The following is a 14,844-nucleotide window of genomic DNA, read 5'->3' on the forward strand; positions in this document are numbered from 1 at the left end:
CCTCCCCGGAACGGCGCCCCGGCCGGCACAGGGCGGGCGGGCGCGGGTGATCGGCTGATCGATGACTCGGCTTCATCGTATGCGGTGGGTGCGGCGCCCTTCCCGGGGGCGCGGGGCCGGCGGACTGCGGCTCCGACGCACGGGTGCGCGCAGCCCCCGTCCACCCCGCACTGTGGCACGCATCGGACGGCCCGTAGCATGACGGCACGATCGACCCAGGGGGGACGCACGATGACGGACGCGACGCAGCCCGGCGGAGGCAGCCACGACCCGTGGGCGCCTCCGGAGAGCACGCCCTCGCTCGACAAGAACCAGACGCCGCAGCCGCCGTCCGTGCACGACCAGGCCACGGTCACCTCCATGCCGGGTTTCACCCCGCCCACCGGCACACCGCAGTTCGACCCGCCCGGCCCCGGCACCGGTGCCGTCCCGCCCCCGCCCGTGGCCCCCACCGGCCCGGGAGCACCCGGCGGCTACGGCTACCCCGGCTACCCCCAGTCCGGCTACGGCTGGCCCGGTATGCCCGTGGCCCCCCAGAACGGCATGGGTGTCGCCGCGATGGTGCTCGGCATCATCTCCTGCACCCTCTTCTGCCTCTACGGCGTGGTCTCCCTGGTCACCGGCATCCTCGCCGTCGTCTTCGGCATCAAGGGCCGCAAGCGCGCCGAGGCCGGAGTGGCCACCAACCACGGTCAGGCCCAGGCCGGCCTGATCATGGGCATCATCGGGATCATCCTCGGCATCACGGTGATCGTCCTGATCGCCGTCGGCATCACGGCCGCGATCAACAGCGACGACCACGACGACGACCCGTACTACGGCACCCTCGGCCCGGTGGCCACCGCCCCGTCCCACCGCTGAAACGGCCGCCCTCCGCAACGGACTTGGCCATTACGATGCCCTGGTCTGACAACGGAGGGGAGATCGTCCATGTCCAACACCAACCCGCCCCCGGGTGGTTTCGGCCCGCCGGCCCAGCCGCCGCAGCAGCCGGCCCCGGGATACGGCTATCCACAGCAGCCCGGCCCGGGCTACGGCTACCCCCAGGGCAGCCCCGGCTACCCGGCGGCGCCGCCCGTGGGTTACCCGCAGGCGCCCGGCTACGGGATGCCCGCGCAGCCGAGCAACGGCATGGGAACCACGGGACTGGTGCTGGGCATCATCGGCGTGGTGTGCAGCGTGACGTTCATCCTGTGGTTCTTCGGCGTGATCCTGGGCATCCTCGCGATCATCTTCGGCGCCGTCGGCCGCGGCAAGGCCACGCGCGGTGAGGCCACCAACAAGGGCGCGGCCACCGCGGGCCTGGTCTGCGGCATCATCGCCACAGTGATCCTGCCGCTGCTCGGCTTCCTGCTGTTCGCCAGCATCATGGGCGGGCTCGGCGCGGCGGCCTGAAGGCAGCTCCCGGGGTTCGTGAGGGGCCGGTCCACGGGACCGGTCCTTCACTCATGCTCTCGCCGTCCCCAGCCGCTCCCGCGCCTCCATCAGCGCGAAGCCCAGCAGATTCGGCCCCCGCCACCGCTCCGGATCCATCGCCGCCTCGTCGTCCGCGGCCAGCCCGATGCCCCACACCCGGTCCACGGGGCTGGCCTCGACCAGCACCCGGTCACCCGTGCCCAGCAGGTACGCCAGCAGCTCCGGATGCGCGCCGAACTTGTGGACGCTGCCCTCGACGACGATCCGGAACCGCTCCCGTGCCCAGGTCGCCTCGTCGAACCCGCGCACCAGGCGCCCGGCCTTCTTCGCCTCGGCGGGATGCCCCGCGGCCAGCGCGGCACGCTCCGCCGCCGCGTCCTCGAAGAGCCGGGCCTTGGCCGCCATCATCCAGTGCTCGGCCGTCGCGTAGGCCACGCCGTCGACCGTGAACGGCGCCGGCCACCACTGGCTGAGACAGCTCGCCCCGATCCGGCCGTCCGGCCGCGGCCGGTGCCCCCAGAAGTGCAGATACTTGATCCTTGCCCCGTCGCGGACCGCCCTGATCAGAGCCTCCTGCGAGCCGACCGCCCCCGTGATCTTCTCCATGCACGCGAGTCTGGCACGCACCACTGACACAGCGTCCTGCCTTTTCGCGGTGGACTCGACACCTGGTCGACAGATTCCGTCGCGTAACCAAAATTCAACAACGGAATCACTTGTTGGCATGCCATACCTCTGTCAGGATCGGCACTCAAATCGAGCCTGAGCCACGCCGGCCCCATCAGGGGACACGGAGGAGAGCGACATGCACAACCCGGGCACTGCCACCCCGGACCGATTCCCGGCAGAGGAGCGCTTCGCGCAGGGCGCGCAGTACATCGCGGGGCGCCTGACCAGGGGCACCTCCGGCCGTACGCACGCCGTCGTCGACCCGGCGTCCGGCGAGGAGGTCCTCAGCTACGAGCTGGCGGGCACGGCCGACGTCGACCGGGCCGTCGCCGCCGCCCGCGCGGCCTTCCCCGGCTGGGCGGGAGCCACCCCCGGCGAGCGGTCCGACGCCCTGCACCGGTTCGCCGCGGTCCTCGCCGACCGGGCCGAGGACTTCGCCCGCGCCGAGTCGCTCCAGTGCGGCAAGCCGCTGAAGCTGACCCGCGAGTTCGACGTCCCCGGCACCATCGACAACGCCGCCTTCTTCGCCGGTGCCGCACGGCATCTCCAGGGACAGTCGGCCGGCGAGTACTCCGGCGACCACACCTCGTACGTGCGGCGCGAGCCCATCGGGGTCGTCGGGTCGATCGCGCCCTGGAACTACCCCCTCCAGATGGCCGCCTGGAAGATCCTCCCGGCGGTCGCGGCGGGCAACACCATCGTCCTGAAGCCCGCCGAGCTCACCCCGCTGACCTCGCTGCTCTTCGCCCAGGCAGCCACCGACGCCGGGATCCCGGACGGCGTGATCAACATCGTCACCGGCACCGGCAGGGTGGCCGGCGAGCGCCTCGTCGGCCACCCGGACGTGGCCATGACGTCCTTCACCGGCTCCACCGCCGTCGGCAAGCGCGTCGCCGAGGTCGCCACCGCCACCGTCAAGCGCCTCCACCTGGAGCTCGGCGGCAAGGCGCCCTTCGTGGTCTTCGACGACGCCGACCTGGAGGCCGCCGCGCACGGCGCGGTCGCGGGCTCCCTCATCAACACCGGGCAGGACTGCACGGCCGCCACGCGCGCGTACGTGCAGCGGCCGCTGTACGAGGCCTTCGTGGAGCGGACCGCGGCGCTCATGGAGACGGTCCGGCTCGGCGACCCCTTCGCCGCCGGCACCGACCTCGGACCGCTGATCTCCCACGTGCAGCGGGACCGGGTCGCCGGGTTCGTGGACCGGGCGCGGGCCTACGCGCGCGTGGTGACCGGCGGCGAGGCTCCCGAGGGGGAGCTCGCCAAGGGCGCCTACTACCGGCCCACCCTGATCGCCGACGCGGCTCAGGACAGCGAGGTCGTCCAGGCCGAGATCTTCGGACCGGTCCTGGTCGTGCTGCCGTTCGACACCGACGACGAGGGACTCGCACTCGCCAACGACACCCCGTACGGGCTGGCCGCGTCCGCCTGGAGCCGGGACGTGTACCGCGCGAACCGGGCCACGCGTGAGATCAAGGCCGGCTGTGTCTGGATTAACGACCACATCCCGATCATCAGCGAGATGCCGCACGGCGGCTACAAGTCCTCCGGCTACGGCAAGGACATGTCCGCGTACTCGTTCGAGGAGTACACCCAGCTCAAGCACGTCATGTTCGACAACACCGCGGTGGCCGCCAAGGACTGGCACCGCACCGTGTTCGGGGACCGATAGTCGTCTGCAGGCCGCCTGACCACCGGCCGTCCACCCTCCGAAAGGGCACCACGCGCATGGAGCAGTACGAGCCCGACCGCCTGTCCCCGGCCCAAGTGGCCGCCATGCGGCGCAGTTTCAGGAACGGCAGGGCCGCCCTCACCCGGCGGTCGCTGCTGCGCGCCTCCGCGGGCGGCGCGCTCGCCGTCGGCGGTCTGGGGACGCTGAGCGCCTGCGGCATCCCGGCGGCCGGCAAGTCGCAGGGCGGCGTCTCGGCCGAGGACCACTCGGCCAAGGAGAAGACGGTGAACTTCTCCAACTGGACCGAGTACATGGACGTCGACGACAGCGGCAAGCACCACCCGACGCTGGAGCAGTTCGCCAAGCGCACCGGCATCAAGGTCAAGTACAGCGAGGACATCAACGACAACAACGAGTTCTTCGGCAAGATCAAGCCGCAGCTCGCCGCGGGCCAGGACACCGGCCGCGACCTGATCGTCCTCACCGACTGGCTGGCCGCCCGCCTCATCCGCCTCGGCTGGGTGCAGAAACTCGACCCGAGCAACCTGCCGCACGCCTACGCCAACCTCTCGGCCCAGTTCCGCAACCCCGACTGGGACCCGGGCCGCGCCTACTCGTACGTCTGGCAGGGCATCTCGACCGTCATCGCGTACAACAAGAAGGCCCTCGACGGCGTCGAGGTGACGTCGATATCCGACCTGCTGGACAACCCCGAGCTCAAGGGCCGGGTGGGTTTCCTGTCGGAGATGCGCGACAGCGTCGGCATGACGCTGCTCGACATGGGCAAGGACCCGGCGGACTTCACCGCCGACGACTACGACGCGGCCATCGCCCGCCTGCAGAAGGCCGTCGACAAGGGCCAGATCCGCCGCTTCACCGGCAACGACTACACCTCGGACCTGACCAAGGGCGACTTCGCGGCCTGTGTCGCCTGGGCCGGGGACGTCGTCCAGCTCAAGGCGGACAGCCCCGACATCGACTTCCTCATCCCGGACAGCGGCTACATGACGTCGACCGACAACCTGCTGATCCCCAACAAGGCCCGGCACAAGACCAACGCCGAGCGGCTCATCGACTTCTACTACGAGCCGAAGGCGGCCGCCGAACTCGCCGCGTACATCAACTACGTGTGCCCCGTCGACGGCGTGAAGGCCGAACTGGAGAAGATCGACGAGGACGCGGCGAACAACCCGCTGATCATCCCCGACAAGGCCATGGCCGCCAAGTCACACGCCTTCCGCTCGCTGAGCTCGAAGGAAGAGACCGAGTTCGAAGCGAAGTTCGCGAAGCTGACGGGGGCGTGACCACCATGACGAACAAGACGGACTCCACCGGCGACGTCCGCCTGACGGGCATAGCCAAGACCTACGGCGCCTTCACCGCCGTCCATCCGCTCGATCTGACCGTGCCGCAGGGCTCCTTCTTCGCCCTGCTCGGCGCCTCGGGCTGCGGCAAGACCACCACCCTGCGCATGATCGCCGGCCTGGAGGAACCTTCCTCCGGCACCGTCTTCCTGGGCGACCAGGACGTGACGGCCCTGCCGCCGTACAAGCGGCCGGTGAACACCGTCTTCCAGTCGTACGCCCTCTTCCCGCACCTCGACATCTTCGAGAACGTCGCCTTCGGCCTGCGCCGTCGCGGCCTGAAGTCGGTGAAGAAGCAGGTCGAGGAGATGCTGGAGCTCGTGCAACTCGGCGAGCAGGCCCGCAAGAAGCCGCACCAGCTCTCCGGCGGCCAGCAGCAGCGCGTCGCCGTGGCCCGCGCGCTGATCAACCACCCCAAGGTGCTGCTGCTCGACGAGCCGCTCGGCGCCCTCGACCTGAAGCTGCGCCGCCAGATGCAGCTGGAGCTCAAGCGCATCCAGACCGAGGTCGGCATCACCTTCGTACACGTCACGCACGACCAGGAGGAGGCCATGACGATGGCCGACACGGTCGCCGTGATGAACGCGGGCCGTGTCGAGCAGCTGGGCGCGCCCACCGACCTCTACGAGAACCCGCGCACCACCTTCGTCGCCAACTTCCTCGGCACCTCGAACTTCATCGAGGCCGAGGTCGACTCCAAGAGCGGCGGAGAGGTCGTGCTGAAGGCGGGCGGCGGGAAGCTCGTCCTGCCCGAAGTGCGATGTTCCGCGCCCACCTCGACCGGCGGCAGGGTGCTGGCCGGCGTCCGCCCGGAGAAGATCTCCCTCACCCACGCGGACGACGCCGGCGAGATACCCGAGGGCCGCAACCGCATCACGGGCCGGATCGCCGACTCCAGCTTCATCGGCGTCTCCACGCAGTACGTCGTCGACAGCCCGGTCTGCCCGGACTTCGAGGTCTACGCCCAGAACATCGACCGCGACCCCCGCCTGGTCCCCGGCGCCGAGGTCGTCCTGCACTGGAACCCGGCCCACACCTTCGGCCTGGACGCCGCGCAGGACGCCGAGGCCGGAGTGGAAGAGGCGGCCTGATGTCGACACTCACCGAGGCGCCACCGCCCCTCGCGCCTAAAGCGCCCGAACCGAAGCCACCGAAACGCCGGGGCCACCTGACCCCGTACTGGCTGCTGCTGCCCGGCATCCTCTGGCTGCTGGTGTTCTTCGCGCTGCCGATGATCTACCAGGCCTCCACGTCCGTGCAGACGGGCTCCCTGGAGGAGGGCTACCAGGTCACCTGGCACTTCGCCACCTACTGGGACGCGCTGTCCGACTACTGGCCGCAGTTCGTCCGCTCGGTGCTCTACGCGGGCACCGCCACGATCCTGTGCCTGCTGCTCGGCTACCCGCTCGCGTATCTGATCGCCTTCCGCGCGGGCCGCTACCGGAACCTGATCATGATCCTGGTGATCGCGCCGTTCTTCACCAGCTTCCTGATCCGCACCCTCGCCTGGAAGACGATCCTCGCGGACGGCGGCCCCGTCGTCGGCGCGCTCAACACGCTGCACGTCCTGGACGTCACCAGCTGGCTCGGCTGGACCGCCGGCGACCGCGTCCTGGCCACTCCGCTCGCGGTGGTCTGCGGTCTGACGTACAACTTCCTGCCGTTCATGATCCTTCCGCTCTACACCTCGCTGGAGCGCATCGACGGACGGCTCCACGAGGCCGCGGGCGATCTGTACGCACGCCCCTCGACGACCTTCCGCAAGGTCACCTTCCCGCTGTCGATGCCGGGGGTCGTCTCCGGCACGCTGCTGACCTTCATTCCGGCGGCCGGTGACTACGTGAACGCCGATCTGCTCGGCTCCACCGACACCCGCATGGTCGGAAACGTCATCCAGACGCAGTTCCTGAGAGTCCTCGACTATCCGACGGCCGCGGCGCTCTCCTTCATCCTCATGGCGGCCATCCTGCTCATGGTCACCCTCTACATCCGCAGGTCCGGGACGGAGGATCTGGTCTAAATGCCCTTCGTCAACTGGCTCAAGAGAAATCTCGTCGTCATCGCGGGACTGCTGACCCTCGGCTATCTGCTCCTGCCGAACGTCATCGTCACGGTGTTCTCCTTCAACAAACCGAAGGGGCGCTTCAACTACACATGGCAGCAGTTCTCCCTGGACGCCTGGAAGGACCCGTGCGGCGTCTCCGGACTGTGCGGCTCGCTGTCCCTCAGCCTCCAGATCGCCTTCTGGGCGACGCTCGGCGCCACCCTCCTCGGCACCCTGATCGCCTTCGCCCTGGTCCGCTACCGGTTCCGCGCCCGCGGCGCCGTGAACTCGCTGATCTTCCTGCCGATGGCGATGCCCGAGGTCGTCATGGCCGCCTCGCTGCTCACCCTGTTCCTCAACATGGGCGCACAGCTGGGCTTCTGGACGATTCTCATCGCCCACATCATGTTCTGCCTGAGTTTCGTGGTCACGGCCGTCAAGGCGCGTGTGATGTCGATGGATCCCAAACTGGAGGAGGCGGCACGGGACCTGTACGCGGGGCCGTTCCAGACCTTCGTCCGGGTCACGCTGCCGATCGCGGCACCCGGCATCGCGGCGGGCGCACTGCTCGCTTTCGCCCTCTCCTTCGACGACTTCATCATCACCAATTTCAACGCCGGTTCGACCGTCACCTTCCCCATGTTCGTGTGGGGCTCGGCGCAGCGTGGAACGCCCGTCCAGATCAATGTCATCGGCACGGCCATGTTCGTCGTCGCCGTGCTGTTCGTCCTGGTTTCCATGCTTGCCGGAAACCGCCGCAACAGGCAGAAGGCATAACGTAGGGAGTTGACATCATGGCCCCGAGCGCCATGAATCGGTGGATCCGTTCACTTTCCGACGCCCAGCCGGTCCCGTACTGGCTGGACGACCCCGGCCGGCCCCGTCCCGAACCCGCCCTCACCACCTCCGAGACCTGCGACCTGCTGGTCGTCGGCGGCGGTTACAGCGGACTGTGGACGGCGCTGATCGCCAAGGAGCGCGACCCGCAGCGGGACGTGGTGCTGGTGGAGGGCCGCGAGGTGGGCTGGGCCGCCTCCGGCCGCAACGGCGGATTCTGCGCCGCCTCCCTCACCCACGGCCTGCCCAACGGCCTCACCCGCTGGCCCGACGAGATCCACAAGCTCCAGGAGCTGGGCGCCCGCAACCTCGACGAGATCGAGGCCGCGGTCGGCCGGCACGCCATCGACTGCGACTTCGAACGCACCGGCGAGATCGACGTCGCCACCGAGCCCTACCAGGCGCGCGAACTCCGCGAGTGGCACGAGGAGACCTCCCGCCAGGGCCTCGCGGACGGCATCGAGTACCTGGACGCCGAAGCCGTACGGGAGCAGGTGAACTCACCCACCTTCCAGGCCGGCCTGTGGGACCGCAGGGGCGTCGCCATGCTGAACCCCGCGAAACTCGCCTGGGGCCTGAAGCGGGCGTGTGCGGACCTGGGCGTGCGCGTCTACGAGCACACCCCCGCCCTGACCCTGAAGCCGTACGGCGCGGGCATGGCCGTACGCACCCCCTACGGCCGGATCCGGGCCCGCCGGGTCGCCCTCGGCACCAACATCTTCCCGAACCTGGTCAGACGCGTCCGCTCGTACACCGTCCCGGTCTACGACTACGCGCTCATGACCGAGCCGCTCACCACCGACCAGCTGGCGTCCATCGGCTGGAAGAACCGCCAGGGCCTCGGCGACAGCGCCAACCAGTTCCACTACTTCCGCCTGTCCGCCGACCACCGGATCCTCTGGGGCGGCTACGACGCGATCTACCCCTACGGCGGCCGGGTCCGCGCCGAGTACGACGACCGCCCCGAGACCTACGCCAAGCTCGCCGGGCACTTCTTCACCTGCTTCCCGCAGCTGGAGGGCGTCCGCTTCAGCCACGCCTGGGGCGGCGCGATCGACACCTGCTCCCGCTTCTCGGCGTTCTTCGGCAGCGCTCACCAGGGCAAGGTGGCCTACGCGGCCGGGTACACCGGCCTCGGGGTCGGTGCCACCCGGTTCGGCGCCGAGGTGATGCTGGACCTGCTGGCGGGGGAGCGCACCGACCGCACCGGGCTGGAGATGGTCCGCAGGAAGCCGCTGCCGTTCCCGCCCGAGCCGTTCGCCTGGACGGGCATCGCCCTCACCAAGTGGTCACTGGCGCGGGCGGACGCGCGGGGCGGACGCCGCAACCTGTGGCTGCGGACGATGGACAAGCTGGGCCTCGGCTTCGACAGCTGACGTACGGGTGTGATCCGGTTCACTCCAACGAGGTGCCGGAATCCGCGTAATGACCACCAGGAGACCTCCCTCTCCCCCGTGACGCGCTGCGCGTCCGCGAGATTCACGAGAGAGATGGGGGTCTTCCTGATGACAGGGGCGAAGACGGCGGTGGAGTGGCTCGCGTCCGTCGCACCCGATCCCGAGGCCTGCCGCTGGGAGTGGGAGCGCAACCCGCTCGGGGTGGCGCTGCTGCCGGCCGGCAGCGCCTGGGACGTGCTCATCCTGCCCGGCGAGCTCGGCTACGCCACGCTCGACGTGCTGAGCCGTGTTCTGGACCGGCCGGGGCCCGTGCTCGTCGACTTCGGTGACGCGCGCATGGGCTTCTTCGTGCCGCCGGGCACCGCGGCACGCTGGCTCGGCACGGGCATCCGTACGGCGGGCGCCGGCACGTGGATCGTCGTTCCGTACCCGGGCCGTTCCTCACCGGGCGGCGTCCGCTGGCTGGTGCCACCGGACGGGTCGGGCCTGCTGACGGACCCGGCCCTGCTGGAACTGGCGATGCACGAGGCGGCGGCGGGGCTTGCGACGGAGAACGACGGTCAGGGACCCGGCGCTTGAGACCGGCCGGGCGTCCTCGCCGTCCGGACGTACAGCCACAGCGACGACAGCAGCACCGCGCCCAGACACCAGCTGCCCACCACGTCCAGTGGCCAGTGGTAGCCGCGGCGGACCAGGCCGTAGCTCGCGCCGAGGACCAGCGCGAAGCAGAGGGTGACCAGGGCGCGGCGGGCCAGGGCCGCGCGGAGCAAGGGGAGCAGGAGCAGGGTCGCGGAGCCGTAGGCGATGGCGGCGGTGGCGGTGTGGCCCGAGGGGTAGTAGCCGGTGCCGGGCGGGACGGCCGGGGTGCCCGGGCGGGCGGTGAGTTCCTTCAGCGGCACGACCAGCGCCGGGACCAGGGCCATGAGCACGACCGCCGCGGCGACGGGCGGCCACCAGCGGTCCGCGCCGGTCCGACGGTGGCGCACGGCGGCGTACCCGAGCGCGACGGCGAGGACCGGGACGGCGACCTGGATGTTGCCCAGGTCGGCGAGGAGTTCGGAGCAGCGGTCCGGGTTCACGAGGACGCGGCTGAGACGTTCGTCGAGCCGGACGAGCGGGCCGTCGGCGACGACCTGCCAGGTGATCAGGGCGAACAGCAGGGCGGGAAGGCCGAACAGGAGGGTCAGGGTGCCCGGGTGTGTTCTCCTGGCCCGCGCGGCGGACGCGGCGCGCTCCTGGTTCGCGGGGATCGGCATGGGGCACAGCCTGGCACGGACGCCGGGGGAGGGAGGTCGGCCGCCCCCGGAACAGGGGGGGGTGTTCCGGAGGCGGCCGTCCGGACCGGAACGCCGCGCGCCCCGGGGGGTTTGGGGCGGGCGACTGTCCGATCGGTGAGGAGATCCAGAGCCTCAGGCTCTGGTTGTGTGCGCGAGGGCACGACCAGGTCGAAGCTGGGGAGGCCCCGGCCTGATGTCACCCACAGTCCCCTGTGGGCGGGGTGTATCTCTCATCTGGGTAGAACCTACGACAGGGGCAGGGCGCTGGACAGGCCGCAGAGCCCCCTGTCATCCACCTCGCACACCTTCTTCACACGCTCTGCGGCTCGCCCTCCCGGTAGCGGAACCGGGGCGGCCCAGCTGCCCGGACGGTGGCTCAGATGCGCGCGGCGGGCGGTTCAGATGCGGGAGAACGCCTGCTCGATGATGTCGAGGCCCTCGTTCAGCAGGTCCTCGCCGATGACCAGCGGCGGCAGGAAGCGGAGCACGTTGCCGTACGTGCCACAGGTCAGGACCAGCAGGCCCTCGGCGTGGCACGCCTTGGCCAGTGCGGCGGTCGCCTCCGGGTTCGGCTCCTTGGTGGCGCGGTCCTTGACCAGCTCGATGGCGATCATGGCGCCGCGGCCGCGGACATCCCCGATGGCGTCGTACTTCTCGGCCATGGCGGTGAGGCGGGCCTTCATGACCGACTCGATGTGCTGCGCCCTGGCGTTGAGGTCGAGCTCCTTCATCGTCTCGATCGAGCCGAGCGCACCCGCGCAGGCGACCGGGTTGCCGCCGTAGGTGCCGCCCAGGCCGCCGGCGTGCGCGGCGTCCATGATCTCGGCGCGCCCGGTGACGGCCGCGAGCGGCAGACCGCCGGCGATGCCCTTCGCCGTCGTGATGAGGTCCGGGACGATGCCCTCGTCCTCACACGCGAACCACTGGCCCGTACGGCAGAAGCCGGACTGGATCTCGTCGGCGACGAAGACGATGCCGTGGTCGGAGGCGAACTCGCGGATCGCCGGCAGGAAGCCCTTGGCCGGCTCGATGAAACCGCCCTCGCCGAGCAGCGGCTCGATGATGACCGCGGCGACGTTCTCCGCGCCGACCTGCTTGCTGATCTGGTCGATGGCCTGCGCGGCGGCCTCGGGGCCGGCGTTCTCGGCCCCGGTCGGCCAGCGGTAGCCGTATGCCACCGGCACCCGGTACACCTCGGGCGCGAACGGGCCGAAGCCGTGCTTGTACGGCATGTTCTTCGAGGTCAGCGCCATCGTCAGGTTGGTGCGCCCGTGGTACCCGTGGTCGAACACGACGACGGCCTGCCGCTTGGTGTACGCCCGCGCGATCTTCACGGCGTTCTCGACGGCCTCGGCGCCGGAGTTGAACAGGGCGCTCTTCTTGGCGTGGTCACCGGGGGTCAGCTCGGCGAGCGCCTCGGCGACCTCGACGTACCCCTCGTAGGGCGTGACCATGAAACAGGTGTGGGTGAAGTCGGCGAGCTGCGCCGTCGCCCGCCGTACGACGGCCTCGGCGGAGGCGCCCACGGAGGTCACGGCGATGCCCGACCCGAAGTCGATCAGCCGGTTGCCGTCGACGTCCTCGATGATCCCGCCGCCGGCCCGCGCCGTGAACACGGGCAGCACGGACCCCACGCCCTGCGCGACCGCGGCGGTACGGCGTGCCTGCAGCTCCTGCGACTTCGGACCGGGAATGGCGGTGACGACGCGGCGCTCCTGCGGAAGTGCGGTCATGCGGGGCTCCTGGGGTGGTGCGGATGGTCTTGACGGACGCTCTTTGCTTCTTTCTCGCAGGCTAGGGCGGGGGAAGGGGGGTGGGCATGCTCCATGTGGGCGTTGTCGGCGGAGCGCCTTGTCCGGGGTGGACATGGCAGTCTCGTGAGCCGGTGCCCACGACCCGGCCGTGTAAGCGGTGAACTCCCCAGGAGAGGGCGTTAGATTGGCTCGCTGATGGTGGACGGAGCGGCTGGTCAGGGGGCAAGGGCGATGGACAGCGACGGGACGCAGGACGCGCGGGGTACGCATGCGAGTCCCGTGCCGCGCCCGGCGGGACCTCCGGAGGTGCCCGCGATGCCTCCCCGGCCGCCCCGGGCACCGGGAATGCCGCCGCTGCCGGACGGGTCGGCGTTCCTCACCTGGCTGCGCGCGCCACGGCCCGACGCCGCACCGGGCGTGTGGCGCTTCGGGCACCGGCCACGGCCCGCGGAGGAACCCGAGGAGATCCCCACCCGGCAGCTGCTGAGCGGGGCGCTGATCGCCTTCCTCGTGGGATGGCTGATCTGGTCGCTGCTGCAGAACGGGTACCTCGGCAACTGGTGGTGGCTCCCGTTCGACCTGATCGTCCCCGACGCCTGGCGCGGCGGCGACAGCGCTCTCGGGGAGACCGGGACGTTCATCGTCTACCAGGGGTACGAGCTGCTCGTCGCCCTGGCGATCATGGTCGGGGCGGCCCGGTTCGGCCGCTGGGGCGAGGTGTGGCGCCGCTTCGTCACCCCCCGCTTCCGCCGGCCGGAGGCCCAGGAGGTCCGCACGACCCCCGAGGACGACCCGGCCCAGTGGAACGAGCTGCGCGCCGCCGGGGCCGCCGACGCCGCCGAGCGGCTCGCCACCGAGGCCCGCTCCGGGCTGATGCGGGACGTCGACCACGCCCGGATCGTCCGTGCCTGGCAGGGCGTGCGCACCGGACGGCACAGCCTCGCCACCTTCAGCGGTGCGGTGCTCAAGGACGGCGCCGCCGCGTGCCTCCACCCCTCCGGGGAGCGCGACCTCCCCGCCCGGCTCGCCCGGCACGACCTCGTCACCGGACAGGTGCGGCTCGGGACCACCGTGGACGACGCCCGCAACCCGTACGCCTACCGCGGCACGGGGCTGGCCCTCAGCCCCGACCTGCTCGGCACCTCGCTCGTCGCCGTCGGCCCCGCCGGCTCCGGCAAGACCGGGACCGTCGTCCGTCCCCTCGCCGAGTCGCTCTGCCTGCACGCCCTCGCCGGGCGCGCCGCCGTGGTCGTCGTCGGGGCGGCCGGTGCGGGGCTCGGGCCGGCCGACGCCTACGACGTGGTCGTACGGATCGGGAACCAGGAGTCCGAGTACGACCTCGATCTGTACGGAGGCACCACCGACCCGGACGAGGCCGCGGCCGTGCTCGCCGAGGCACTCGTCGGGGATCTCGCCGACCCGCACCCCGGCAGCGACAGCCGCCGGTCCACCACCGTCCTCGCCCAGCTGCTCGGGCCGTTCCGGGCCGTCCACGGGCGTTTCCCCTCCGTCCCGGAGCTGCGGCAGCTGCTGGACGGCGCGCCGGGGCCGTTCGCCGCGTTGCGGCAGGGGCTCCAGGAGGCCGGGCAGGAGTCGCTGCTGCGGGAGCTCGACGCCCGGGAGCGGCAGATGGGGCAGCCCGGGGACGTCGGCGGGGTGCTGGGCGATCGCGTCGCGCTGCTCGACCGGCCCGCCTTCGCCGGGTTCTTCGACACCTCCGGGCAGTCCCGGCCCTTCACGCTCAAGTCCCTCGACCACCCGGTGCGGGTGCGCATCGACCTGCCCCAGCGCGGGCACGCCGACGCCTCCCGGATGCTGGCGCGGCTGGTCCTCGCGCAGTTCACGGCGAGTGTCGCCGTACGCGAGGACCGGTCGCTGTTCGCCTGCCTGCTGCTGGACGACGCGACCGGGGTGGTGACGCCCGAGGCCGTGCGCGGCATCCAGCGGCTGCGGTCCGGCAACGCCGGGGTCGTGCTCACCCTGCGGACCCTGGACGACGTGGCCCGGCCGCTGCGCGGGCCGCTGCTCGGGGCCACGGGATGCCGGATGGCGCTGTCGGGGCTCACGCCGTGGGACGGGCAGGACTTCGCCGAGGTGTGGGGCAAGGAGTGGACCGAGGCCCGCGACGTCACCGACCGGCAGATCATCGCCGAGACCCCGGCGGGCAAGGCCGTGCACATGCTGCGCCGGGTGATCACCGGCAAGGCCCCGACCGCGCGGGCGGTGACCGTGCGCCAGGTCGAGCGGGAGCGCTGGTCCGCCTCCGAGCTGGCGCACGGCGTGCCGGCGGGGCACGCGGTGCTGTCGCTGACCGACGTCAGAGGCGAGCACGCGCCACCGCTGCTGGTGGATCTGCGGGGCTGACCCCTTCCCACCCGTGCGGGTACGCGGGACCGTACAGTGAGGCAGAATCG

Annotated in this window: 13 protein-coding genes; 10 read left to right on the top strand and 3 right to left on the bottom strand. The window is 71.1% G+C overall.

Annotated elements, in window-relative coordinates; translation table 11 throughout:
• The first annotated feature begins 231 nt into the window (after nt 1-231).
• Together ACFU3E_RS26985 and ACFU3E_RS26990 are read left to right on the top strand one after the other, a co-directional pair.
• Complete coding sequence (locus ACFU3E_RS26985) at nt 232-861, top strand: DUF4190 domain-containing protein (protein WP_384163382.1); 630 nt, start codon at nt 232-234, stop codon at nt 859-861.
• Between the two features lie 69 nt (nt 862-930).
• Nucleotides 931-1,395 carry a DUF4190 domain-containing protein gene (locus ACFU3E_RS26990; protein ID WP_062929340.1) on the top strand — a complete coding sequence of 155 codons (465 nt, stop codon included), beginning with the start codon at nt 931-933 and terminating at the stop codon, nt 1,393-1,395.
• A 51-nt stretch (nt 1,396-1,446) separates the two neighbouring features.
• Here the strand turns inward: ACFU3E_RS26990 and ACFU3E_RS26995 are convergent, their stop codons facing one another.
• Nucleotides 1,447-2,022, bottom strand: coding sequence for an NADAR family protein (locus tag ACFU3E_RS26995; RefSeq protein WP_384163387.1), 576 nt, complete (start codon nt 2,020-2,022; stop codon nt 1,447-1,449).
• 199 nt (nt 2,023-2,221) lie between these two features.
• Here ACFU3E_RS26995 and ACFU3E_RS27000 point away from each other — a divergent pair, with 199 nt between their 5' ends.
• The 7 genes from ACFU3E_RS27000 to ACFU3E_RS27030 all read left to right on the top strand — a co-directional run bounded on the left by ACFU3E_RS27000 (nt 2,222) and on the right by ACFU3E_RS27030 (nt 9,978).
• Nucleotides 2,222-3,757, top strand: a complete 1,536-nt coding sequence (locus tag ACFU3E_RS27000; protein WP_384163390.1) for a gamma-aminobutyraldehyde dehydrogenase — start codon at nt 2,222-2,224, stop codon at nt 3,755-3,757.
• 56 nt (nt 3,758-3,813) lie between these two features.
• Entirely contained in the window at nt 3,814-5,061 is a 1,248-nt protein-coding gene (locus ACFU3E_RS27005; protein ID WP_384163393.1) for a spermidine/putrescine ABC transporter substrate-binding protein, read from the top strand.
• A complete protein-coding gene (locus ACFU3E_RS27010; RefSeq protein ID WP_384163396.1) occupies nt 5,058-6,212 on the top strand; it encodes an ABC transporter ATP-binding protein in 1,155 nt (384 codons plus the stop codon). Before ACFU3E_RS27005 ends, ACFU3E_RS27010 begins: the two co-directional genes overlap by 4 nt.
• A complete protein-coding gene (locus ACFU3E_RS27015) occupies nt 6,212-7,141 on the top strand; it encodes an ABC transporter permease (protein ID WP_384163399.1) in 930 nt (309 codons plus the stop codon). Before ACFU3E_RS27010 ends, ACFU3E_RS27015 begins: the two co-directional genes overlap by 1 nt.
• Complete coding sequence (locus ACFU3E_RS27020) at nt 7,142-7,942, top strand: ABC transporter permease (protein WP_384163402.1); 801 nt, start codon at nt 7,142-7,144, stop codon at nt 7,940-7,942. It abuts the gene before it with no gap.
• Between the two features lie 17 nt (nt 7,943-7,959).
• Nucleotides 7,960-9,378: an NAD(P)/FAD-dependent oxidoreductase gene (locus ACFU3E_RS27025; RefSeq protein WP_384163405.1), complete on the top strand. Its 1,419-nt coding sequence runs from the start codon at nt 7,960-7,962 to the stop codon at nt 9,376-9,378.
• Between the two features lie 129 nt (nt 9,379-9,507).
• Entirely contained in the window at nt 9,508-9,978 is a 471-nt protein-coding gene (locus ACFU3E_RS27030) for a hypothetical protein (protein ID WP_384163408.1), read from the top strand.
• Here ACFU3E_RS27030 and ACFU3E_RS27035 read toward each other — a convergent pair.
• Both ACFU3E_RS27035 and gabT read right to left on the bottom strand, forming a co-directional pair.
• Nucleotides 9,960-10,655, bottom strand: coding sequence for a phosphatase PAP2 family protein (locus tag ACFU3E_RS27035; RefSeq protein ID WP_384163410.1), 696 nt, complete (start codon nt 10,653-10,655; stop codon nt 9,960-9,962). The genes ACFU3E_RS27030 and ACFU3E_RS27035 overlap by 19 nt on opposite strands.
• Nucleotides 10,656-11,074: 419 nt before the next feature.
• Nucleotides 11,075-12,409, bottom strand: coding sequence for a 4-aminobutyrate--2-oxoglutarate transaminase (gene gabT / locus ACFU3E_RS27040; protein WP_384163413.1), 1,335 nt, complete (start codon nt 12,407-12,409; stop codon nt 11,075-11,077).
• Nucleotides 12,410-12,661: 252 nt separating this feature from the next.
• Between gabT and ACFU3E_RS27045 the strand changes: the two genes are divergently transcribed.
• A complete protein-coding gene (locus ACFU3E_RS27045) occupies nt 12,662-14,794 on the top strand; it encodes an ATP-binding protein (RefSeq protein WP_384163417.1) in 2,133 nt (710 codons plus the stop codon).
• The last annotated feature ends 50 nt before the right edge of the window (nt 14,795-14,844 follow it).

The organism is Streptomyces sp. NPDC057424 (assembly GCF_042803315.1).
In the GTDB taxonomy this organism is placed as follows: domain Bacteria; phylum Actinomycetota; class Actinomycetes; order Streptomycetales; family Streptomycetaceae; genus Streptomyces.